The sequence below is a fragment of the Streptomyces sp. CC224B genome (genome assembly GCF_030010595.1).
GTDB classification, from domain to species: Bacteria; Actinomycetota; Actinomycetes; order Streptomycetales; family Streptomycetaceae; genus Streptomyces; species Streptomyces longispororuber.
In genome coordinates this window covers 1-21,640 of record NZ_JASCXL010000119.1, presented here as the reverse complement: position 1 = coordinate 21,640, position 21,640 = coordinate 1, and the positions used below count along the sequence as shown (strand labels likewise).

General features: G+C 74.6%; 21 protein-coding genes and 1 riboswitch. Of the genes, 11 read left to right on the top strand and 10 right to left on the bottom strand.

What is annotated here, in order from left to right:
- Window positions 1-154 precede the first annotated feature (154 nt).
- The 3 genes from QK440_RS33715 to QK440_RS33705 form a co-directional block, all read right to left on the bottom strand.
- Entirely contained in the window at window positions 155-571 is a 417-nt protein-coding gene (locus QK440_RS33715; protein ID WP_190135548.1) for a DUF3040 domain-containing protein, read from the bottom strand.
- Window positions 572-872: 301 nt separating this feature from the next.
- The gene (locus QK440_RS33710; protein ID WP_282797058.1) at window positions 873-1,712 is read right to left on the bottom strand and encodes a methyltransferase; all 840 of its coding nucleotides are present in this window, start codon (window positions 1,710-1,712) and stop codon (window positions 873-875) included.
- Between the two features lie 256 nt (window positions 1,713-1,968).
- The gene (locus QK440_RS33705) at window positions 1,969-2,499 is read right to left on the bottom strand and encodes an SAV_6107 family HEPN domain-containing protein (protein ID WP_282797057.1); all 531 of its coding nucleotides are present in this window, start codon (window positions 2,497-2,499) and stop codon (window positions 1,969-1,971) included.
- Between the two features lie 191 nt (window positions 2,500-2,690).
- On the opposite strand from QK440_RS33705, the gene QK440_RS33700 reads away from it, so the two are divergent.
- The 5 genes from QK440_RS33700 (at window position 2,691) to QK440_RS33680 (ending at window position 9,056) form a co-directional block, all read left to right on the top strand.
- Window positions 2,691-3,665 (top strand): ATP-binding cassette domain-containing protein, encoded by a 975-nt coding sequence (locus QK440_RS33700; RefSeq protein ID WP_282797056.1) that lies wholly within the window; start codon window positions 2,691-2,693, stop codon window positions 3,663-3,665.
- A complete protein-coding gene (locus QK440_RS33695) occupies window positions 3,637-5,727 on the top strand; it encodes a YhgE/Pip domain-containing protein (protein ID WP_282797055.1) in 2,091 nt (696 codons plus the stop codon). Before QK440_RS33700 ends, QK440_RS33695 begins: the two co-directional genes overlap by 29 nt.
- Window positions 5,728-5,756: 29 nt before the next feature.
- Window positions 5,757-6,383: a TetR/AcrR family transcriptional regulator gene (locus QK440_RS33690; RefSeq protein WP_282797054.1), complete on the top strand. Its 627-nt coding sequence runs from the start codon at window positions 5,757-5,759 to the stop codon at window positions 6,381-6,383.
- A gap of 433 nt (window positions 6,384-6,816) precedes the next feature.
- Complete coding sequence (locus tag QK440_RS33685; RefSeq protein WP_282797053.1) at window positions 6,817-7,425, top strand: DUF4126 domain-containing protein; 609 nt, start codon at window positions 6,817-6,819, stop codon at window positions 7,423-7,425.
- 83 nt (window positions 7,426-7,508) lie between these two features.
- On the top strand, window positions 7,509-9,056 hold the full coding sequence (locus QK440_RS33680; protein ID WP_282797052.1) for an NAD(P)/FAD-dependent oxidoreductase: 1,548 nt from the start codon (window positions 7,509-7,511) through the stop codon (window positions 9,054-9,056).
- A gap of 31 nt (window positions 9,057-9,087) precedes the next feature.
- Here the strand turns inward: QK440_RS33680 and QK440_RS33675 are convergent, their stop codons facing one another.
- The 5 genes from QK440_RS33675 to QK440_RS33655 form a co-directional block, all read right to left on the bottom strand.
- Window positions 9,088-10,014 carry a hypothetical protein gene (locus QK440_RS33675; RefSeq protein ID WP_282797051.1) on the bottom strand — a complete coding sequence of 309 codons (927 nt, stop codon included), beginning with the start codon at window positions 10,012-10,014 and terminating at the stop codon, window positions 9,088-9,090.
- A gap of 44 nt (window positions 10,015-10,058) precedes the next feature.
- The gene (metF, locus tag QK440_RS33670; RefSeq protein WP_282797050.1) at window positions 10,059-10,979 is read right to left on the bottom strand and encodes a methylenetetrahydrofolate reductase [NAD(P)H]; all 921 of its coding nucleotides are present in this window, start codon (window positions 10,977-10,979) and stop codon (window positions 10,059-10,061) included.
- Window positions 10,980-11,253: 274 nt separating this feature from the next.
- On the bottom strand, window positions 11,254-11,916 hold the full coding sequence (gene thiE / locus QK440_RS33665; protein ID WP_282797049.1) for a thiamine phosphate synthase: 663 nt from the start codon (window positions 11,914-11,916) through the stop codon (window positions 11,254-11,256).
- A 76-nt stretch (window positions 11,917-11,992) separates the two neighbouring features.
- A complete protein-coding gene (locus QK440_RS33660) occupies window positions 11,993-12,358 on the bottom strand; it encodes an Rv2175c family DNA-binding protein (protein WP_190135558.1) in 366 nt (121 codons plus the stop codon).
- 209 nt (window positions 12,359-12,567) lie between these two features.
- Window positions 12,568-13,794: an FAD-dependent oxidoreductase gene (locus QK440_RS33655; RefSeq protein ID WP_282797048.1), complete on the bottom strand. Its 1,227-nt coding sequence runs from the start codon at window positions 13,792-13,794 to the stop codon at window positions 12,568-12,570.
- An 84-nt stretch (window positions 13,795-13,878) separates the two neighbouring features.
- Window positions 13,879-13,990: riboswitch (TPP riboswitch) on the top strand.
- A 282-nt stretch (window positions 13,991-14,272) separates the two neighbouring features.
- Here QK440_RS33655 and thiO point away from each other — a divergent pair.
- From thiO to QK440_RS33630, 5 genes are all read left to right on the top strand, one after another.
- Window positions 14,273-15,475 carry a glycine oxidase ThiO gene (thiO, locus tag QK440_RS33650; RefSeq protein ID WP_282797047.1) on the top strand — a complete coding sequence of 401 codons (1,203 nt, stop codon included), beginning with the start codon at window positions 14,273-14,275 and terminating at the stop codon, window positions 15,473-15,475.
- Entirely contained in the window at window positions 15,472-15,693 is a 222-nt protein-coding gene (gene thiS, locus QK440_RS33645; RefSeq protein ID WP_282797046.1) for a sulfur carrier protein ThiS, read from the top strand. Before thiO ends, thiS begins: the two co-directional genes overlap by 4 nt.
- A 5-nt stretch (window positions 15,694-15,698) precedes the next feature.
- Entirely contained in the window at window positions 15,699-16,493 is a 795-nt protein-coding gene (locus QK440_RS33640) for a thiazole synthase (protein ID WP_282797045.1), read from the top strand.
- Between the two features lie 211 nt (window positions 16,494-16,704).
- A complete protein-coding gene (gene pknB / locus QK440_RS33635) occupies window positions 16,705-18,735 on the top strand; it encodes a Stk1 family PASTA domain-containing Ser/Thr kinase (protein ID WP_282797044.1) in 2,031 nt (676 codons plus the stop codon).
- 133 nt (window positions 18,736-18,868) lie between these two features.
- The gene (locus QK440_RS33630; RefSeq protein ID WP_282797043.1) at window positions 18,869-19,765 is read left to right on the top strand and encodes a deoxyribonuclease IV; all 897 of its coding nucleotides are present in this window, start codon (window positions 18,869-18,871) and stop codon (window positions 19,763-19,765) included.
- Between the two features lie 118 nt (window positions 19,766-19,883).
- Here the strand turns inward: QK440_RS33630 and QK440_RS33625 are convergent, their stop codons facing one another.
- Window positions 19,884-20,516 carry a sulfite oxidase-like oxidoreductase gene (locus tag QK440_RS33625; RefSeq protein ID WP_282797042.1) on the bottom strand — a complete coding sequence of 211 codons (633 nt, stop codon included), beginning with the start codon at window positions 20,514-20,516 and terminating at the stop codon, window positions 19,884-19,886.
- A 156-nt stretch (window positions 20,517-20,672) separates the two neighbouring features.
- On the opposite strand from QK440_RS33625, the gene bfr reads away from it, so the two are divergent.
- On the top strand, window positions 20,673-21,152 hold the full coding sequence (bfr, locus tag QK440_RS33620) for a bacterioferritin (RefSeq protein ID WP_282797041.1): 480 nt from the start codon (window positions 20,673-20,675) through the stop codon (window positions 21,150-21,152).
- A 15-nt stretch (window positions 21,153-21,167) separates the two neighbouring features.
- Here bfr and QK440_RS33615 read toward each other — a convergent pair whose 3' ends face one another.
- Complete coding sequence (locus tag QK440_RS33615) at window positions 21,168-21,434, bottom strand: (2Fe-2S)-binding protein (protein WP_282797040.1); 267 nt, start codon at window positions 21,432-21,434, stop codon at window positions 21,168-21,170.
- Window positions 21,435-21,640: the final 206 nt, after the last annotated feature.

Below are 21,640 nucleotides of genomic sequence, written 5' to 3'. Positions count from 1 at the left end.
GGCGGTGACGTGGGGGTAGGCGGGGGCGCACACGGGGCACGGCCGCCTCCGGGGCTGCCCGGGGGCAAAGCGAAGGCCCGGCTCGCGGTGACGCGGCCGGGCCTCGGCAGGCGCGGAGGAAGGAGGAGGACGTCGGGCGGAAGGCCCCTGGAGGCTACTGGCCGCCCTGCTGCTCGTCCCTGCGGCGCTGCCACCGCTGCTCGATGCGGTCCATCACGGACCGACGCTGCCTGGGCTGATGCTGTCGCCGGACGCCCGGAGCGGCTCCGGCGACCGTGCCGGGAACCTGCTCGCCCGGCTTGGGCGCCTTGCGCCAACCGGTGACGGCGAGGACCGCGCACCCCAGCATGACGAGGAAACCGACCACGCTCACCCAGATGAGCTGGGCGACCATTCCGGCCATGAGGAGGGCGATGCCCACCAGGAAGCCCGCGACCGCTTGGTAGACCCGCTTCCGGGTGTACGTACGCAGCCCGCTTCCCTCAAGCGCTGTAGCGAACTTGGGATCTTCGGCGTACAGCGCTCGCTCCATTTGCTCGAGCATGCGCTGCTCGTGCTCCGAGAGCGGCACGGAGTCCTCCTCATCGTGCAGTCGCCGGGGCGACCGGGGGGTCCCCTTCAGGATAGGCAGGGAATCGCCCCCGTGAAACCCGCCCCTCTGCGCCAACTTCGCCAAACCGGCCCGCCAGGTCGCCCCGGCTCACTGAAGCCTGCATTCCCCAGTGGCCGGTCCGTCATGCCGGACGGTGTCCCTCGATCATACGGCGCCCGTCGCCCGTACGGGGGGCCTGTGGCGTACTCCATGTGCCGCTGCGGCGCTGATCAGCGGGGTGGTCCCAGGCGTCACAGGAGCCCCGCGCACCGGGTGGCGCTCAGGCCCCCGCGGACCCGTGCGTCTCACCGAGCACATGGAGCTGGGTGGCCACGGAGTGGAAGGCGGACAGCTCGGCGGCGGCGGCCTCCAGCTTGAGGAGTGCCTCCAGGGCGCCGGGCTCGGTGTCGACGAGGACGCCGGGGACGAGGTCGGCGAAGACCCGCACGCCGTGCACCCCGGTGACGCGCAGGCCCGCGGCCTCGACCAGCCCGGTGAGCTGCTCCGCGGTGAAGCGGCGCGGCACGGGGTCGCCCTCGCCCCAGCGCCCGGCCGGGTCCTCCAGGGCCCGGTGGGCCTCGGTGAAGTGACCGGCGAGGGCGCGGGCGACGACGGCGCCGCCGAGGCCCGCCGCGAGCAGGCTCAGGACGCCGTCGGGGCGCAGCGCGCCGACGGCGTTGCGCACGCCCTCGGCCGGGTCGTCCACGTACTCCAGGACGCCGTGGCAGAGCACGGCGTCGTAGCCGCCGCGCTCGACGACGTCGAAGAGGCCGTGCACGTCGCCTTGGACGCCGCGGACGCGGTCGGCCGCCCCGGCCTCGGCGGCGCGGCGCTCCAGCGCGAACAGGGCGTTGGGGCTGGGGTCGACGACCGTGACGCGGTGCCCGAGGCGGGCGACGGGCACCGCGAAGTTGCCGCTGCCGCCGCCGGTGTCGAGGACCTCCAGGCCGCCGGGGCCCCCGGCGTCGCCCGCGACGGCCTTGACCCGGCGGTCGAGGGCGTCCTTGAGGACCTCCCAGACGACGGCGGTCCGCAGGGAGGCACGCGGACGCGGGGGGTCGGAACGCAGCGACGCCGTGTGGGAGGGGCGGTGGGAGGCGGGCGGCATCGGGTCCGACACGGCAGTTGACTCCTCGGCGTGCTCCGCCTGTGTCGGCGGGCTGTTCGGGTGCGGGCGCTCCCACCCTAATGGGAAGCGCGCGGCTGCTCCGCCGCCTGTCCGCCCCTGCCCGCGCCTGCTGCCCGCGCCCCTGCCCGCACCCGGCCCACCGGCCCGGCGCCGTCCGCACCCCGCCCCCGCGCGGGCGGGTCACCGAGGGGGCGGGCGCGCCGCGGTCCCCGTGTGCCGAGGATCAGCGCGATCCGGTGTGCCGAGGTCAGCCCGCATCCGGTGACTCCTGTCGCGCCTGGGGCAGCACGGGCTGGAGGACCAGCATCCGCTCGACCAGGCGCAGGAACATCGCCGCGTCCCGCAGCAGGTCGTCGGCGTCCCGGGCGCTGGCCGCCCCCTGTATGCCCGCCTCGGCGCGGGCCCTGCGGTCGGCCCCGGAGGCGAACAGCGCGCTCCACTCGGTCAGTTCGGGGGCTATCTCGGGCAGCACCTCCCAGGCGCTGCGGATCCGCCGGCGGCGCCGGGGCGCGAGCTCGGGGCGGCCGCGGGCGGCGAGGACGGCGGCGGCGGTGCGGAGGGCGGCGAGGTGGGCGGTGGCGTAGCGCTCGTTGGGCGGGTCGAGGCGGGCCGCCTCGTCGAGCCCGGCGCGGGCCTGCGCGAGCAGTCCGAGGGCGGCGGGCGGGGCCGAGGCGCGGCGCAGGACGGGGTGCACGTCGCCCGCCGGACCGGTCAGTGAGGGGGCAGGGCCTGCGGCGCGGCGCCGGTGTGCGGCGGCCGCTGCGTGCGAACGGGCCATGACGAACCTCCTGTCGTCGTGTGACGGCGCAGTGGCCGTATGTGCCCATCGTGGGGTATGCCACTGACAATCCGTCCTGACCTGGACTTTTGCCCCGATCGACGGTTCGCACTACCTTTTGCACTGACTGGTCAGTTCAAAAGCTGCCCGGTTCACGCATCTATGAGGTGGCGAACAGGCGAGGAGGGACCGTGGACGCTCCGCACGGCGCCGCCGTCAGCGCGGCGGGTTTCGGGCTCGAAGGACCGCGCGGCCCGGTGTTCCGCGACATCCGCTTCACGGCCGGGCCCGGCGCGCTCGTCGCCGTCGAAGGGCCCTCCGGCTCCGGCCGCACCTGTCTTCTGCTCGCCCTCATGGGACGTATGCGGGCGACCGAGGGCACGGCGTGGGTGGGCCGCCACCGGCTGCCCGAGCAGCTGGCCGCGGTGCGCCGCGTCAGCGCGCTGGGGCCCGTGCCCGGCGTCACCGACCTGGAGCCCGCGCTGACCGTCGCCGAGCACCTGCGGGAGCGGGCGCTCCTCCAGCGGCGGTTCGAGGGCTCGCTGCGCTCGCTGCTGCGGCCGCGGGCCGAGCGGGCGGCCGTGTCCCGGCTGCGGATCGACACGGCCCTGCGGACCGCGGGGCTCGACGTCGCCTCCCTGCCCCGGGGCGCGCGGACCGCCGTGCGCGACCTGGACCGGCTGGAGGCGCTGCGGCTGTCGGTGGCGCTCGCGCTCGTCGGGCGCCCCCGACTGCTGGGCGTCGACGACGTCGACCTCAAGCTCTCGGCCGCCGAACGGGCCACCGCCTGGGACCTGCTCCGGTCCGTCGCCGCGGGCGGCACCACGGTCCTGGCCGTCTGCCGCGAGGCCCCCGAGGACGCGCTCGTCGTACCGACCGCCCCGCGCGCGTACGCCGACGACAGTGACGTACAGGACCACACCGCACCACCCGGGGACGCCGGCGAGGACGACATGTACGACGAGCACGGCCCGTACGGCGAGGACGACGGGCACCACGCGAGCGCGGACCACGACGAGCACTACGCGTGCGCGGACCGCGACGAGGACGACGGTCACCACGAGGGCGCGGACCACGGCACCGGCGCGGAGCGCGGCGGCGTGCGGGACGGCTCCGACGACGAGGAGGAGACGGCGGATGCGTTCCCCGAAACTCGCCGCGCTTGAGCTCAAGCGCTTCGGCAGGGGCCGGCTCCCGCGCGCGGCCCTGGTCGCGCTCCTGCTGCTGCCGCTGCTGTACGGCGCGCTGTACCTGTGCTCGTTCTGGGACCCGTACGGCCACCTGGACCGGATCCCCGTGGCCCTCGTGAACGACGACAAGGGGGCCACGGTCGACGGTGAGAAGCTCCGCGCGGGCGACAGCATCGCCGACAGGCTCCTGGACAGCGAGACCTTCGACTGGCACGAGGTGAGCGCGGCACAGGCCCGCGAGGGCGTCGAGAGCGGCACCTACTACCTGTCGCTGACCATGCCGTCCGACTTCAGCGAGCGCGTCGCGTCGAGCTCCGGCGACTCCCCCGGGACCGGGGCGCTGCAGGTCCGTACGAACGACGCGAACAACTACATCGTGGGGCAGATCTCGCGCTCGGTCTTCTCCGAGGTGCGCCGGGCCGCGTCCACGAAGGCCTCACGGGGCTTCTTCGACAAGATCTTCGTCTCGTTCTCCGACATCCACGGGAAGACCGCGCAGGCCGCCAAGGGCGCCGACCGGCTCGAAGGCGGCATCGGGAAGGCGAAGAAGGGCTCCAAGGACCTCGTCGACGGCCTGCGGCACGCCAAGGACGGCAGCGGCGACCTCGCCGGCGGCCTGAGGAAGCTGCACACGGGCGCGGGCGACCTGGAGGACGGCGCGCGCCGCGTCGCCGACGGCACCGGGAAGCTGGCCGACCGGGTCAACGGCGCGGCGGGCAAGGTGCGGCCCTACCTGAAGGACAACGGCAAGACCCTGGGTGACACCGCGCGGCTCGTCGCCGACTCCTCCCGGGCCGTCCGCCACAACCTGGACACCCTGGTCGAGAAGGCCCCCAAGGCCGCCACCGACGCCAAGGAGGCCTCGGCCGCCCTGAACGGCGTCTACGAGGAGCAGTGCCGCCGCCTCCCCGACCACGCGCCCGAGCCCTGGTGCCCGAAGCTGAAGAAGGCCAAGCAGGCGGCGGCCGACGTCGCGGTGGTCGCGGCGGACGTCGACACGCTCGTCAAGGACCAGAGCGGCGACCTGAAGACCCTCGACACGAACCTCGCGAAGCTCCAGACGAAGGCCCGGGCCCTCGCCGACCGCGCCCCGCACCTGGACGAGGACCTGGAGAAGACCGTCCGGGACGTCAACGCGCTCAACAAGGGCGCGGGCGAGGTCGCCAAGGGCGCCAAAAAGCTGCACACGGGCCTCGGCACCGCCAAGACCGGCGCCACCGACCTGGACTCGGGCGTCGGCAGGCTCCGGACGGGCGCCTCGGACCTCGAGGGCGGCATGTTCAAGCTGGCCGACGGCTCGCGGAAGCTCGCGGGCGGGCTGCACGACGGCGTCAAGAAGATCCCCGACTACGACAAGAAGGACCGCGACCGGCGCACCGACGTGATGGCCGACCCGGTACAGCTCGCCTCCCGGTCGCTGCACAAGGCGCCCAACTACGGCACCGGTTTCGCCCCGTACTTCATCCCGCTGTCCCTGTGGGTCGGCGCGATGGTGGCGTACATGCTGATCCCGCCGCTCAACCGGCGCGCGCTCGCCGCGGGCGCCTCCGCGTGGCGGATCGCGCTCGCCGGCTGGCTGCCGGTCGCGGCCCTCGGGGTGCTCCAGGTGGCGGCGCTGATGTCCGTGCTGCACTGGGGCCTGGGCCTGCGGATGACCCGGGCCGCGGGCACGATCGGCTTCCTGATCCTGGTGACGGGCTGCTTCGCGGCCCTCGTGCAGTGGCTGAACGCGCGCTTCGGGGCGGCCGGGCGGATCCTCGTCCTGGCGCTCCTGATGCTCCAGCTCACGTCGGCGGGCGGCACCTACCCGGTGCAGACGAGCCCCGGCTTCTTCCGCGCGATCCACCCCTACCTGCCGATGAGTTACGTCGTCGACGCCCTCAGGAGGCTCATCACGGGCGGCGGCCTCGGTCCGGTCTGGACGGCGTGCGCGGTCCTGGCGGCCTTCACCGCGGGCGCCCTCGCGCTGACCGCCGTCTCCGCGCGCCGTAAACAGGTGTGGACACTGGAGCGGCTGCATCCGGAGCTGAGCCTGTGAACGGGTCCGCACCTGTGAAAATCTCTCCCATGGAACGAAGCGCAAGCGGCGCGAGCAGCACACGGCGCGAGGCCACCCGGCAGAAGCTCTACGAGGCCGCCGTCACCCTCATCGCGGAACAGGGGTTCTCCGCCACGACAGTTGACGAGATCGCCGAACGGGCGGGAGTGGCGAAGGGCACGGTCTACTACAACTTCGCCAGCAAGTCCGTCCTCTTCGAGGAACTGCTGCGGCACGGGGTCGGCCTGCTCACGGCCTCCCTGAAGGACGCCGCCGAGCGGGCCGCCCTGGAGGGCGGCAGCAAGGTCGACGCCCTGGACGCGATGATCCGCGCGGGTCTCGTCTTCATCGACCGCTACCCGGCCTTCACCCAGCTCTACGTCGCCGAGCTGTGGCGCACGAACCGCGCCTGGCAGTCCACCCTGATGGTGGTCCGGCAGCAGGCCGTGGCCGTCGTCGAGGACGTCCTGCGCGCGGGCGTGGCCAACGGCGAGCTGAGCGAGGAGATCGACATCCCGCTGACGGCCGCCGCGCTCGTCGGCATGGTCCTGGTCGCCGCGCTCGACTGGCAGTCCTTCCAGCCGGAGCGCACGCTCGACGACGTCCACGCGGCCCTGTCCCGGCTGCTCCAGGGCCGGGTGAGCGGCACCCGCTGACCCCGCGGGCGGGTCCCGGGCCGACGGGCGGCGCGTCACCCGTTCGGGCGTATCCCCGCCCTGGGCCCACGGGTGCCCCCGCGTCCGGCGCGTCGCGCGGCGCCGGTCCGACGAGCCTGGCAGTCCAGGCCCGCCGGACCGGCGCCCGCGTGTCCCCCGCGCGACCCCCGTGGTCGTTCCCCCGGGTCACCCCCGTGTCCCCCCGCCCCCGGCGGGAGGAGCGGGCAAGGGCGCCGCCACCGTTCCGCCGCCCCGTGTCGGCGGTGCCGGTGCCGCGCCCTTCTCCGCGCCCTCACTCTCCCGTCCCCGCGGGCCGGGCCCCATCCGCGCGGGTACTCATCTCCGTCCCTAGGTACGGATACTCAGCCCCGGGCGCTCATCCGCGGGCGCTCGTCCGCGGGCCGGACCGCCGCCCGCTGGTTACGATCGCGCCGTGTCCGTACTTCCCCTGGTGTTCACCAGCGGCTGGGCCAGCGGGATCAACGCCTACGCGGTGGTCCTGCTCCTCGGTGTCTTCGGCGCCACGGGGGTGTCCGACGAGGTGCCCGAGGCGCTGCGGAGCCCCGGCGTCCTGATCGCGGCGGGGGTGCTCTTCGCCTGCGAGGCCGTCGCCGACAAGATCCCGTACGTGGACTCGGTGTGGGACACCGCGCACACGGTCGTGCGGCCGGTGTCCGGCGCCTGGGTGGCGGCGCTGCTGGCCGGGCAGAGCGGTTCCCTGCCGGAGGTGGCGGCGGGCGCCGTCGGCGGGACGACGGCGCTGGCCAGCCACGCCGTCAAGGCCGGGACGCGGATGGCCGTGAACACCTCGCCGGAGCCGTTCAGCAACGTCCTCGTGAGCACCGCGGAGGACCTCGGCGTCGGCGGTGTCGTCAGCTTCGCCATGTTCCACCCCCGGGCCGCCGCCGTGGTCGCGGGCGTACTGCTGCTCCTCGGCCTGGTGCTGCTGCTGTTCCTCGCCTCCCGGATCCGCCGGTTCCGGCGCCGCCGGGCCCAGCGCCGCGAGGAGCGGCGCCTGGCGGCGGGCCGGTCCCCGGACTGAGCGGGCCGCCCCGGCGGGGGCCGCGGGGCGGTCGGGACGGGCGGCCCGCGGCGTTGTCAGTGGCGGCGGATAAAGTCCCTGGCATGGCACGGATTGTGGTGATCGGCGCCGGGATGGGCGCGATGACGGCCGCCGCCCGGCTGGCCGTGGCGGGCCACCGGGTGGTGGTGCACGAGCGCGCGGAGACGTACGGCGGCGCGCTCGGCCGCGTGGAGCGCGACGGCTTCGCCTTCGACACGGGCCCGGCCCTGCTCCACCTCCCCGCGGTCTACCGCGACCTGTTCGTGAAGACCGGCAAGCAGCCCTTGGAGGACTGCGTCGAGCTGTCGCAGGTCGAGCCCGCGGTCCGGCACGTCTTCGCCGACGGCACGGCCGTGGACCTGCCGAACGCCTCGCGCGCGGGCGTCGCCGAGGCCCTGGACGCGGCGCTCGGCCCCGGCGCGGGCGCGCGCTGGTCGGCGTTCATGAACCGCGCGCGGGAGGCCTGGGACCGCACCCGCCGCCCCCTGCTCGAAGAGCCCCTGTGGCCGAACTGGCAGGTGCTTGCCGAGCGCGAGCCGTACCCCGCGGTGGCCGAGCGCCGCCTCTTCCGCCGCGAGCGGCGCGCGGCCACCCTCGCCGAGATCGGCGCCTACGAGCTGGGTGGCGAGCCCCGGCTGCGCGCGCTCCTGGAGCACTTCGCGCCGGCGCACGGCCTCGACCCGCGGACGGCCCCGGCGAGCGCGGCCGTCCTGCCGTACCTGGAGCAGACGTTCGGCACCTGGTCGGTGCGCGGCGGCCTGCGCGCGCTGGCGACCGCGGTGTACGAGCGGTGCCTGGCCCGGCGGGTGGAGTTCGTCTTCGGCTCGGCGGTGACGCAGATCGTCGTGAAGGACGGCGGCGCCGCGGGCGTGGAGCTGGCCGACGGGACCGTGGTGGACGCGGACTTCGTGGTGGCGGGCGTGGCGCCGGGCGCCCTGGAGCGCCTGCTGCCGGGCGAGCGCGTGCGCGCCGAGGGGGAGGTGCCCGCGCAGGGCGGCCCCAGCCACCCCAGCCGCCTCACGGTGCTGCTGGCCCTGCGCGGCGCGCGCCCCGAGGGCACGCCGCACCGGACGGTGGTGCACGCCCCCGACCGGGACGCGGAGCTGGACCGCCTGTTCGGCGCGCCGGGCGCCGGGACCGTGCCGGGCACCGGGACCGCGCCGCCCACGGTGACCGTGATCCGGCCCGACGACGCGACCGTGGTGCCCGACGCCGGGCACGAGGCGGTCACCCTGACCGCCACCGTGCCCGCGTACGCCGGTGCGCCGGACGGAGCGGCGCGGGAGGCCTTCGCCGCGCAGGCCGAGCAGGTGATCGCCCGCGCCGAGCGCGCCGTGCCCGGCCTCCGGGACCGCCTGCTGTGGCACGAGGTCCGGACACCCGTCGACGTGGCGGAGGCCACCGGCGCCGACGGCGGCGCGGTCCCGGCGCCCGCGCTGGCGGCGGCGGGCGGGCGGCTGCTGCACCCGGCCAACAGCACGGCGCTGCGCGGCCTCTTCGCGGTCGGCGGCTGGGCGCACCCCGGCGGCGGGCTGCCGCACGCGGGCATGTCCGGCACGCTGGTCGCCGGGCTGATCGTGGAGGGCCCGGAGTTCCGCGGCTCGCAGTGAGCCGGGGCGGGGGGCGGGGTCTGAGAGGGCCTCAGTAGCGGTACTGCTGCTCGCCGTTGTGCCCCGGCTCGTAGCCGAAGGCGTTGCCCTGCTCCTGCTCGCCGCCGGGCGCCGGGAACGGCGGGTAGGGAGGCTGGTCGGGCGGCAGCTCGGCGCCGTAGGACGCGGCGTCGCCGATGCGCTGGTGGGGCACCCACACGCCGCCGGGCGGGGTGTCCTGGTAGCCGGTGCCGTACGCGTCGCCGCCGTAGGGGGCGTACGCGGGCTGGGGGTCGGCGTAGGCGTCGTAGCCCGGCTGGGCGCCGTACTGCGGGCCGATGTAGGGGTCGGAGTAGGCCGCGTACCGCTGCTCGCCCGTGTCGCCGTACCCGAGCGGCATCGGGTCCTGCGCGCCCTGCTGGTCGTAGCCGGCGTACGTGTCGAAGGCGTAGCCGTCACCGGCGGCGGACGGCGGCTGCGAGGCGCCGTCGTGGCCGCCGTACTGCCCGGCGTCGCCGGGCACCGGGACGGGCGCGCCGGGCCCGGCGGCCTGGACCTCCGCCACGTCCAGCATGGCCGTCGACTCCAGCGCGTCCGCCGCGGCCGGGCCGTCGCCGGGCTCGTACGCTACCTCGGTGACCTGGAGCGTCGGCTGCGCGGCGGCGGCACCGGGGGCGGCCTTGCGGCGCTTGCTGCCACCGGGGCGGCGCTTGCTCGCGCCGGGCTTGCCGCCGAGCGCCCAGCCCTGGGCGAAGCCGCGGCGGAACGACAGCGTCACGTACGTCTGCCCGACGGCGAAGGCGACGGCACCCGCCGCGATCACCGGCACCGACGGCAGCAGCACGCCGACGACCACGCCCAGGAAGCCCCCGAAGGCGAGCAGCCGCCAGCGCAGCCGCGCCTTGTACTGCAACAGCACCTCGCCCAGCAGCCACAGCGCGACCACGCCGAACGCGATGTAGAGGACCGTCCAGCCCATGTACGCCCCTCTCCCCTGCGGTCGCGCCGTGCGGGTACGACCGGTCAGGCCTGCTGGTGGTGCAGGCCCAGATTCTCGTAGATCTCCAGCGTCGCCGTGGAGTTGTTCAGCGTGATGAAGTGCAGCCCCGGGACGCCCTCGGCGAGGAGCCGCGCGCAGAACTCCGTCGCGAACTCGATCCCAATGGAGCGTACAGCGGCGGGATCGTGCTGCGCCGAGAGGATCCGCTCTTTGAGGGCGGGCGGGAAGTCCGCGTTGCTGAGCTGCGGCAGCCGCTCCAGCTGGCGGACGTTCGTCACCGGCATGATCTCGGGGATGATCGGCGTCTCACAGCCCGCCGCCGCGACGCGGTCGCGCAGGCGCAGGTACTCCTCCGGGTGGAAGAACATCTGCGTGATCGCGTAGTCGGCGCCCGCGCGGCACTTGTCGACGAAGTGGCGGACGTCGGAGTCCCAGTCGGGCGAGCGCGGGTGCATCGCGGGGAAGGCCGCGACGCCCACGCAGAAGTCGCCGGACTCCTTGATGAGGTGGACCAGTTCGGCGGCGTAGGTGAGCCCTTCGGGGTGCTTGACCCACTCGCCCATCGGGTCGCCGGGCGGGTCGCCGCGCAGCGCCAGCATGTTCCTGATCCCGGCGTCGGCGTACTGCCCGATGATGTTGCGCAGTTCGGCCACCGAGTGGTCGACCGCGGTGAGGTGGGCGACCGGGGTGAGCGTCGAGTCGGCGACGATCTGCTGGGTCTCCTTGACCGTCCCCGCGCGCGTGGAGCCGCCGGCCCCGTACGTCACGGAGACGAAGCTCGGCGCGACCGCCTCGACCCTGCGCAGCGAGTTCCACAGGTTCCGCTCGCCCCGGGGGGTCTTCGGCGCCGAGAACTCGAAGGAGTACGTGGTCTTGCCGGTCGCGAGCATGTCGCGCACGGTGCGTGCGCGGTCAGTCCTGGTGGAAGCAGTGCCTAGGGCCATACGGGCAGGTTAGCCAGGCCGCGCCGGTCGCCCAACCAAAGGCAGGTGATATGTCCATTTGGTCAGCTTGTTGTCCGCCCCTCGGACACTTTCCGGTGATTGATCAGACGAGCGTACGGGGCACGGGCGTGTACGGGGGACGCTCCGGCCGCACGCGGGCGTACGCGGGGCGGGCCACAGGGGGCGCAAGGAGGCGCCGGAGCGCCCTCCGGACCGTCTCCGTCCTGGGCCGTCCCAGGTCGTCTCGGGCCGTCTCAGGCAGTCTCAGGCGGCTTTAGGCCGTACGGAGCCGCTCGGCGAGGTCGGCCGCCGCCGCGCCGGGGTCGTCGGCCTCCGTGATCGCGCGCACCACGACCACGCGGCGCGCGCCCGCTTCGAGGACCTGGTCGAGGTTGCCCGCGTCGATGCCGCCGATCGCGAACCAGGGGCGGTCGGTGCCGAGCCCGGCGGTGTACCGAACCAGGTCGAGGCCGGGGGCGTGCCGTCCCGGCTTCGTCGGCGTCGGCCAGCACGGGCCGGTGCAGAAGTAGTCCACGCCGTCCTGGACGGCCGCCGCGGCGGCCTCCCGCTCGGCGTGCGTGGAGCGGCCGATCAGGACGTCCCGGCCGAGGACGGCGCGGGCCGCGGGCACCGGCAGGTCGCCCTGCCCGAGGTGCAGCACGTCGGAGCCGATGGCGTGGGCGACGTCCGCGCGGTCGTTGACCGCGAGGAGCCTGCCGTGGCGGCGGCAGGCGTCGGCGAAGACCTGGAGGTGCTCCAGCTCCTCCGCGGCCTCCATGCCCTTGTCGCGGAGCTGCACGATGTCGACGCCGCCCGCGAGGACGGCGTCCAGGAACTCCGGGAGGTCCCCCTGGCGCTTGCGCGCGTCCACGCACAGGTAGAGCCGCGCGTCCGCGAGCCGGGCGCGTGCGGAGCCGCCCGCCGTGTCGGTGGCCATGGAAACGTTCCCCCCGGGTGTCGGTGGCGTACGGGCCGGGCCGCGCGCCCCGCCCGTACGCCGGATGGTGGTCAGGTCAGACGGCGAGCGCCTGCGCGCGGCGCTTCACCTCCGTGCCGCGATTCTCGCTCAGGGCCTGCGCGGGGGTGCCGGGCAGGGTCGGGTCGGGGGTGAAGAGCCACTCGAGCATCTCTTCGTCGGTGAAGCCGTCGTCCCGCAGGAGCGTCAGCGTGCCGGACAGGCCCTTGACGACTTTGTCGCCGTCGATGAAGGCCGCCGGAACCTGAAGCGTCCTGTTCTCGCCGCGGCGTACGGCGATGAGCTGGCCGTCCTTGACCAGCTGCCGCACACGGGTCACCTCGACACCGAGCATCTCTGCGATGTCGGGGAGGTGGAGCCAGGCGGGGACGAGAGCATCGGTCTTTGCGTCAATCTCGGTCACGGATCAAGCGTGCCATTTCCGGCCGGGGGCCGGTAGCGGGGGGCCGGGGCTACGCCCCTGGGCCCGGTGTGCTGCCCCTGGGTGGCCCTGTGTTTTTGGTGACCCTGCGTTTTCCGTGCCGACCGTGGGTGGGCTGTGCCCGCCCGTTCCGCCCTCTGGGCGGACCAGCCGCCCACAGCAGGGGGACCGCTGGCCACAGCGGGGGGAGGTCAGGTGCGGGCGGCCTTTTTCAGGGGGACGGCCGGGTCGGCCAGGAGGGTGGGGTCCATGGGAGTGGCTGTGGTGATCAGTTTGCGGGCCTGGGCCAGGTCGCGGGGGCGGCCCACCGCCAGAAGGGCGACGAGGGCGCCCTCGCGGAGCCAGCAGACGGTCCAGGACGGGGTCGCGGGGTCGCCGCGCCACACCAGCTCGTCGGCGCCCCCGTGGTGGCCCACGTACTGGACGAAGCGGCCGAACTGCTCGGACCAGAAGTACGGGACCGGGTCGTACGCCGCCGGGGTCTCGCCCGCGATGTCGGCGGCCACCGTGCGCGGGCCCTGGACGGCGTTGTCCCAGTGGTGCACCAGGAGGCGCTCGCCGTACCGCTCCGAGGGAAAGGACGCGCAGTCGCCGACCGCGTAGACGTCGGGGGCGGACGTGCGCAGCCGGGCGTCCGCCACGACCTCGCCGTGAGCGCCCAGCTCGATGCCGGAGCCCGCGAGCCAGCCCGTCGCGGGCCGGGCCCCGATGCCGACGACGACGGCGCCCGCGGGCAGCCTGCCGCCGTCGTCGAGGAGGACCTCGCCGGGCTCGACGCGGGCCACGCGCGTGCGGGTGCGCAGCTCGGCGCCCGCCTCGGCGTACCAGGCCGCCATCGGGGCCGCGACCTCGGCGGGCAGCGCGCCCGCCAGCGGGTGCTCGGCGGCCTCCACGACCGTCACCGCGCAGCCCGCGTCCCGCGCCGCCGTGGCGAACTCCGCCCCGATCCAGCCCGCGCCGACGACCACGACGTCGTGCTGCTCGGCCAGGACCGGCCGCAGCCGCTCGGCGTCGTCGAGGGTGCGCAGCAGGTGCACGCCGGGGACGCCCTCGGAGCCGGGCAGGCGCAGCGGTTCGGCGCCCGTGGCGAGGACCAGGGTGTCGTAGGCGACCGGGCCCGTCTCCGTGTCCAGCTCGTGGTCGGCGGGCCGGACGCCGGTGACCTCCACGCCGAGGCGCAGCTCGACGCCGAGGGTGTCGAAGTCGATGTCGAAGGCGGAGCCCTCCGCCTTGCCGAGCAGCACCGCCTTGGACAACGGCGGTCTGTCGTACGGCTGGTGGGGCTCCGCGCCGATCAGCGTGATCGTGCCGTCGAACCCCCGCTCGCGCAGCGCCACCGCCGTCTGCACCCCGGCCATGCCGGCGCCCGCCATGACGACGCGCCGTCCCGTCCCCGCGCTCTTCCGCTCATCGCTCACCCGATCAACTGTAGGGCGGTCCGTGGCACCTGAACACGACGGATGGCAACGCCCCGGCGGGGGGACGGGATAGGGTGGCCTGTGCAGAGCACTCGCGGGAGCCCGGACGACCGGGCTGAGAGGGAGGCTGGACGGCCTCCGACCGTACGAACCTGATCCGGGTCATGCCGGCGAAGGGAGGGGCTGGACGCCCATGCGTTCCCGTACGGAGCCACCTGTCACGGAGTCACCGGCCACGAAGCCGCCCGTTCCGTCCGCTCCATCCGCGTCGTCCGCGTCGTCGTCCGACGCAGGCGTTCCCTACGACGCGGCCGTTCCATGCGACGCGGCCGCTTCCGTTCCATGCGACCCAGCCCTTCCGTGCGCTTCAGCCGTTGCGGACGATTCCGCCGGGCCGGCGGGCGCCGCCGGGGCGCCCTCCGCGCCCGCCTCCCGGGCGCCGTCGCCGGACGTACGCCCGCCCGGGCGTACGTCCGACGTGGTCGTCGTCGGCGGGGGGATCATCGGCCTGGTCACGGCCTGGCGGGCCGCGGGCCGCGGGCTTTCCGTCACCGTCGTCGACCCCGAGCCGGGCGGCGGTGCCGCGCAGGTCGCCGCGGGCATGCTGGCCGCCGTCACCGAGCTGTACCACGGCGAGCAGACGCTGCTCGGCCTGAACCTGGCCTCCGCGCGCCGCTACCCGGACTTCGTCGCCGAGCTCGCACAGGCCTCCGGCGAGGACGTCGGCTACCGCGCGTGCGGCACGCTCGCCGTCGCGCTCGACGCCGACGACCGCGCCCACCTGCGCGAACTGCACGCCCTGCAGCGGCAGTCGGGCCTGGAGTCGGAGTGGCTGACCGGCCGCGAGTGCCGCCGCCTCGAGCCGATGCTCGCCCCCGGGGTGCGCGGCGGGCTGCGCGTCGACGGCGACCACCAGGTCGACCCGCGCCGGCTCACGGCGGCCCTCCTCGTGGCGTGCGAGCGGGCCGGGGTGGCCTTCGCGCGCGCGTGGGCCGAGCGGCTGACCGTCGTACGGGAGCGGGCCGCCGGTGTCGTCCTCGGCGACGGCACCGCGCTCGGCACCGATCTGACGGTCCTCGCCGCGGGCAGCCTCAGCGGCCGCCTCGCCGGGGTCCCCGACGACCTCCTGCCGCCCGTGCGCCCGGTGAAGGGCCAGGTCCTGCGGCTCACCGTGCCGCCGCGGTACGCGCCGTTCCTGAGCCGCACCGTGCGCGCCGTCGTCCGCGGCGGCCACGTCTACCTGGTGCCCCGCCTCAGCGGCGAGCTCGTCGTCGGCGCGACCAGCGAGGAGCTGGGCTGGGACACCACGGTCACCGCGGGCGGGGTGTACGAGCTGCTGCGCGACGCCCATGAGCTCGTGCCCGGCATCACGGAGCTGCCGCTCGTCGAGACCCGCGCCGGGCTGCGGCCCGGCTCGCCCGACAACGCGCCGCTGCTCGGCCCCACCGCGCTGCCCGGCCTCCACCTGGCCACCGGCCACCACCGCAACGGCGTACTCCTGACCCCCGTGACGGGCGACGTCATGGCGCACGCCCTGACCACCGGCGAACTGCCCGAGGAGGCCCGGCCGTTCACGCCGCTGCGGTTCGCCGCGACCGCCGCGCCACCGTCCGGTACGACGCCGTCCGGTACGACGCCGTCCACCCCGCCGACCCCGCACCTCTCGGAGCTTCCCGTATGACCACGCCCTCCACCGTCCGCGCCATATCGGTCAACGGCGAGCCGCGCGACGTCCCCGCGGGCACCACGCTCGACGCCGTCGTCGCCGAGCTGACCGCCGCGCCGTCCGGTGTCGCCGCCGCGCTCAACGAGACCGTCGTCCCGCGCGCGCGGTGGGCCACCACCGCGCTGCGCGACGGCGACCGCGTCGAAGTCCTCACCGCCGTCCAAGGAGGCTGACGACCATGGCGGACGACCCCCTCGTCATCGGCGGCCTCACGCTGTCGTCCCGGCTGATCATGGGCACCGGCGGCGCGCCCAGCCTCGACGTCCTGGAGCGGTCCCTGGTGGCCTCCGGGACGGAGCTGACCACCGTGGCGATGCGCCGCGTCGACCCGGGCACGCACGGCTCCGTGCTCTCCGTCCTGGAGCGGCTCGGCATCGGCGTCCTGCCCAACACGGCGGGCTGCTTCACCGCGGGCGAGGCCGTGCTCACCGCGCGGCTCGCGCGCGAGGCGCTCTCCACGGACCTGGTGAAGCTGGAGGTCATCGCCGACGAGCGGACGCTCCTGCCGGACCCCGTGGAGCTCCTCGACGCCGCGGAGACGCTCGTCGACGACGGCTTCACCGTGCTGCCGTACACCAACGACGACCCCGTGCTCGCCCGGAAGCTGGAGGACGTCGGCTGCGCGGCCGTGATGCCGCTCGGCTCCCCCATCGGCTCCGGGCTCGGCATCCGCAACCCGCACAACTTCCAGCTCATCGTCGAGCAGGCGCGCGTCCCGGTGATCCTGGACGCGGGCGCCGGGACGGCGTCCGACGTGGCGTTCGCGATGGAGCTGGGGTGCGCCGGGGTGATGCTCGCGTCCGCCGTGACGCGGGCGCGGGAGCCGGTGCTCATGGCGGAGGCCATGCGCCGCGCGGTGGTCGCCGGGCGGCTGGCCCGACGGGCCGGGCGGATCCCCCGGCGGCACTTCGCCGAGGCCTCGTCCCCCGCCGAGGGCCTGGCCGCGCTGGACCCGGAGCGGCCCGCCTTCTGAGGGGGCGGCGCCGGGGGCCGGGGCGGCTGTCTCCTGCCGGGGCCCGGCGCGTGGCCGCGTGCGGTGCCGCGGGGTGATCGCCCGCAGCGGGTACCCGGGCGGGGCCCGGGGGGCGCGCGGAGGGGGCCGCTCGGTCACAGGTGCGCTGCAGTCCGGGGGCGCGGGGCCCCGGGGAGGCCGGGGTGTCCGTGGTGACTCGTAGACTCCCTGCGTGGACACGACCCTTAATGACGCCCTCGTCGGGCAGGTGCTCGACGGGCGGTATCGCGTGGACGGGCGGATCGCGGTCGGCGGGATGGCCACGGTCTACCGGGCCGTGGACACCCGCCTCGACCGCGTGCTCGCGCTGAAGGTGATGCACCCCACCCTCGCGGCGGACGCCTCGTTCGTGGAGCGGTTCATCCGCGAGGCCAAGTCGGTGGCCCGGCTCGCCCACCCGAACGTGGTCGGCGTCTTCGACCAGGGCACCGACGGCCCGTACGTGTACCTGGCGATGGAGTACATCGCGGGCTGCACCCTGCGTGACGTGCTGCGCGAGCGCGGCGCGCTGCGGCCCCGGGCCGCCCTCGACATCCTGGAGCCGGTGCTCGCCGCGCTCGGCGCCGCCCACCGCGCCGGGTTCGTGCACCGCGACATGAAGCCCGAGAACGTCCTCATAGGGGACGACGGCCGCGTCAAGGTCGCCGACTTCGGGCTCGTCCGGGCCGTGGACTCGGTCACCAACACGACCGGCACGGTCCTCGGCACGGTGTCGTACCTGGCCCCCGAGCAGATCGAGCAGGGCACGGCGGACACCCGCGTGGACGTGTACGCGTCCGGGGTCGTGCTGTACGAGATGCTGACCGGCGCCAAGCCGCACTCCGGCGACTCCCCCGCGCAGGTCCTGTTCCAGCACCTGAACGAGGACGTCCCGCCGCCGTCCGCCGCCGTGCCGGGCCTCGCCTACGAGTTGGACGAGGTGGTCGCGACGGCCACCGCGCGCAACCCGGACCTGCGCCCGTACGACGCGGTGGCGCTGCTCGCGCGGCTCCGCGAGGCGCGCCTGGCGCTCACCGACGAGCAGTTGGACGCGGTGCCGCCGCTGGCCCGCGCGTCCGAGGACGACGCCCACGACAACTCCGAGGACCGTACGAGCGTCATCCCGCGCGCGGCCCGGTCGGTGCGGCTGCCGACGCCCGCGGCGGGACGGGAGGACGGCCAGGACCCGAACGGGTACCCCGGACCGCTCGGGCAGGCGGGGGACGGCGCGCAGGACGGGCTCAACCGGACCAGCGTGCTGCGCACCCCGCCGGCCCCGGCCGGGGCCCCGGCAGCCCGCCCCGCCTCCCTCAAGGAGCGCGTCCGGGAGCGGCTGACGGCCCGGCGCGGGATGACCGCCGCGGTGGCCGCCGTACTGCTCGTCCTCGGCATCGGCGCGGGCGTCTGGTACATCAACTCCGGCCAGTTCACCACGGTCCCGGCGGTGCTCGCCAAGACCGAGAAGGAGGCGCGCGACCGGCTCGACGACGCGGGCCTCGGCGTCCGCAAGGTCAAGAGCGCGTACAGCGACACCGACAAGCGCGGCACGGTCGTGGCCACCGACCCCGGCGTCGGCGACCGCATCCGGCACAACGGCAAGGTCACGCTGACCGTGTCGCTGGGCCCGCGGACCGCGAAGGTCCCGGACCTGAAGGGCACGCCCCTGGCCGAGGCCAGGGGGAAGCTGGAGGACCTGGGGCTGGGCGCCGGGATGGTCACCAAGGCCTTCAGCCAGGACGTCGCCAAGGGCTCCGTGATCCGCACCGACCCGAAGGCCGGCACGGTCCGCCGCGCGGGCTCGGCCGTCGCCCTCGTCGTGAGCAAGGGCAGCCCCGTCGAGGTGCCCGACCTCACCGGGGAGTCCGAGGGCGACGCGCGCGAGGAGCTCGACGAGCTCGGGCTGAAGGTGCGGATCGCGCCGGAGCGGGTGCACTCCGAGGACGACAAGGGCACCGTCGTCGAGCAGTCGGTCGACGAGGGCAAGGTCCTCGCCAAGGGCGACACGGTGACGCTGACGCTGTCCAAGGGCCCGGAGATGATCGAGGTCCCCGACGTCGAGGGGATGAAGGTCGGCGAGGCGAAGGACGAGCTGGAGAACGCCGGGTTCGACGTGCACGAGGACCGCGGGCTGCTCGGCATCTTCGGCGACACGGTGAAGGACCAGTCCGTGGACCCGGGCGACGAGGCACCCAAGGGCTCCACCATCTCCATCACGATCCGCTGAGGCCCGGCGGCCCAGTTCCCTCCGCCGGGCCGGGACCCCCGGCCCGTGCCGCGAGGGCCGGGCCCCGGCCCCCGCCGTCGAGCCGGGGCCTCCGGTTCCGGGCCACCGGCCCGCGCATGTCACCCTTGAGCAGGTGAGCAGCAACGAGCCTCCCCGTACCCCCGCACCCCGCACCGCCCTCCGCAACCCCGTCGGCAGCCACGTCCCCGTGGCCGGCGGCCTGGCCACCGTGGGCCTGTCGTACGCCCGCGACCTGGGCGCCGAGACCGTCCAGGTCTTCGTCGCGAACCCGCGCGGCTGGGCGACGCCCCCGGGGAACCCGAAGCAGGACGAGGCCTTCCGTACGGCCTGCGCCGAGGAGTCCGTCCCGGCGTACGTGCACGCGCCGTACCTCATCAACTTCGGCTCGCACACCGAGGCGACCGTCGAGAAGTCCGTGGAGTCGCTGCGGCACTCGCTGCGCCGGGGCCGCGAGATCGGCGCGCTCGGTGTCGTCGTGCACACCGGTTCGGCGACGGGCGGGCGCACCCGCGAGGTGGCGCTGCGCCAGGTGCGCGAGCGCCTGCTGCCGCTGCTCGACGAGCTGACGCACGACGACGACCCGTTCCTGCTCCTTGAGTCGACGGCGGGCCAGGGCGCCTCGCTGTGCTCCCGCACCTGGGACTTCGGCCCGTACTTCGAGGCCCTGGACGCCCACCCGAAGCTCGGGGTGTGCCTGGACACCTGCCACATCTTCGCCGCCGGGCACGACCTGGCCGGCCCCGGCGGCGTGAAGCAGACGCTCGACCTGCTGGTCGACACCGTGGGCGCGGGCCGGCTGAAGCTGGTGCACGCCAACGACTCCAAGGACGTCGTCGGCGCCCACAAGGACCGGCACGAGAACATCGGCACCGGCCACATCGGCGCCGAGGCCTTCCGCGAGCTGATGAGCCACCCCGCCACGGAGGGCGTGCCGCTGGTCATCGAGACGCCCGGCGGCAAGGAGGGCCACGCGGCCGACGTGGCCCGCCTCAAGGAGCTGCGGGACTGACCCGGAGCGCGGACACCGACCCACCGCTACCCGGCGGCCTCCCCGGGCGGCCGCCGGCCAACTCAAGATCTTGAGGAATACCCGTCAGGGGTATTCGGTTCCCGTCATCCGCCAGGACTCACAGCTCGGGGCCGTCCCCGGGCTCTTCCTGGTACGAGTAGCGCTGCTCCCGCCAGGGGTCGCCGATGTTGTGGTAGCCGCGCTCCTCCCAGAAGCCGCGGCGGTCGGCGGCCATGTACTCGATGCCCCGGACCCACTTCGGGCCCTTCCAGGCGTACAGGTGGGGCACCACGAGCCGCAGCGGGAAGCCGTGCTCGGCGGTGAGGAGCTCACCGCCCTTGTGCGTGGCGAAGATCGTGCGCTCGGAGCGGAAGTCGTCCATCCGCAGGTTGGCGCTGTAGCCGTACTCGGCCCAGACCATCACGTGCGTGGCGTTCGGCGCGGGCGGCGCCAGGGCGAGCACGTCCCGCGCGAGGACACCGCCCCACTCGGCGCCGAGCATGCTGAACTTCGTGACGCAGTGCAGATCGGCCACCACCGTCGTGTACGGCAGCGCCGAGAACTCCTCGTGCGTCCAGGAGTGCTTCTCGCCGTCCGCGGTGGCGCCGAAGACCCTGAAGTCCCAGCGCTCCGGACGGAACTTGGGCACCGGGCCGTAGTGCGTGACCGGCCAGCCGCGCTGCAGTCGCTGCCCCGGCGGAAGGTCCGGCTCCATGACGTCCCGAGATGTGCGACCCACCGGCTGACCCATACCCTCCATCCTGACAGACCGGCAGTGGTGGACGTGACCAGGTATACGCGGATTCGGGCAACTCCTACTAAGCCTGCACTTACTGGACGCCCCTCGGACGCCAGTGCAAGGATGCCCGCTACCTGCCAGTTCCCCCGCTTGGAAGGAGTCTCTGCGATGCAGGGCGACCCCGAGGTCATCGAATTCCTCAACGAGCAGCTCACCGCCGAGCTCACCGCGATCAACCAGTACTTCCTGCACGCGAAGATGCAGGAGAACAACGGCTGGACGAAACTCGCGAAGTACACCCGGGCCGAGTCGTTCGACGAGATGAAGCACGCGGAGGTGCTGACCGACCGGATCCTGTTCCTCGACGGGCTGCCCAACTACCAGCGGCTCTTCCACGTCCGCATCGGCCAGACCGTCACCGAGATGTTCCAGGCGGACCGGCAGATCGAGGTGGAGGCGATCGACCGCCTCCGGCGCGGCATCGAGGTGATGCGGGCCAAGGGCGACGTCACGTCCGCGAACATCTTCGAGTCGATCCTCAAGGACGAGGAGCACCACATCGACTATCTCGACACCCAGCTCGAACTGGTCGAGAAGCTCGGTGAGCCGCTGTACATCGCGCAGGTCATCGAGCAGCCGGACAGCTAGACCGGCCCCACCGGGTCAGGCCGCTTCCGACAGCTCCGCCTCGGCGGCCAGGGCCGCCGCGGGCTCGCCCTGGTCGAGCAGCTCCCGCCGCGGGCACGCGCCCCGGCCGAGCAGCGCCTGGATGCGGCGGACGCACGAGCCGCAGTCGGTGCCCGCCTTGCAGGCGGACGCTATCTGCCGGGGGGTGCAGGCGCCGTCCTCCGCGTGCCGCTTGACCTGCGCCTCGGTAATGCCGAAGCAGTTGCAGACGTACACGCGGGTCACCTCCCGATCAGGGTCCATGGCGGGGTCCATAGGTAAAGGCCGCACCGATTGATCGGTGAGGCAAACCTAACCTTACCCGTGAGCCCGGACCCACGAAAGTCCCGGGTACGCCGGTGGGGGGGGGGGGACCAAGGAAACCCCCCCCCCCCCCGGGGGGGGGGGCCCCCCCCGCCCCCCACCGACGCGCCCGGGGCCGCATGGGGCGGGGGAGAAAAGCGCCCCCG

Coding starts and splice junctions, on each gene's coding strand:
- QK440_RS33705 (WP_282797057.1), bottom strand. CDS start 2,499: ATGGCCCGTTCGCACGCAGCGGCCGCCGCACACCGGCGCCGCGCCGCA.
- QK440_RS33695 (WP_282797055.1), top strand. CDS start 3,637: ATGCGTTCCCCGAAACTCGCCGCGCTTGAGCTCAAGCGCTTCGGCAGG.
- QK440_RS33690 (WP_282797054.1), top strand. CDS start 5,757: ATGGAACGAAGCGCAAGCGGCGCGAGCAGCACACGGCGCGAGGCCACC.
- QK440_RS33680 (WP_282797052.1), top strand. CDS start 7,509: ATGGCACGGATTGTGGTGATCGGCGCCGGGATGGGCGCGATGACGGCC.
- QK440_RS33675 (WP_282797051.1), bottom strand. CDS start 10,014: ATGGGCTGGACGGTCCTCTACATCGCGTTCGGCGTGGTCGCGCTGTGG.
- metF (WP_282797050.1), bottom strand. CDS start 10,979: ATGGCCCTAGGCACTGCTTCCACCAGGACTGACCGCGCACGCACCGTG.
- thiE (WP_282797049.1), bottom strand. CDS start 11,916: ATGGCCACCGACACGGCGGGCGGCTCCGCACGCGCCCGGCTCGCGGAC.
- thiS (WP_282797046.1), top strand. CDS start 15,472: ATGACCACGCCCTCCACCGTCCGCGCCATATCGGTCAACGGCGAGCCG.
- QK440_RS33640 (WP_282797045.1), top strand. CDS start 15,699: ATGGCGGACGACCCCCTCGTCATCGGCGGCCTCACGCTGTCGTCCCGG.
- QK440_RS33625 (WP_282797042.1), bottom strand. CDS start 20,516: ATGGGTCAGCCGGTGGGTCGCACATCTCGGGACGTCATGGAGCCGGAC.
- bfr (WP_282797041.1), top strand. CDS start 20,673: ATGCAGGGCGACCCCGAGGTCATCGAATTCCTCAACGAGCAGCTCACC.
- QK440_RS33615 (WP_282797040.1), bottom strand. CDS start 21,434: ATGGACCCTGATCGGGAGGTGACCCGCGTGTACGTCTGCAACTGCTTC.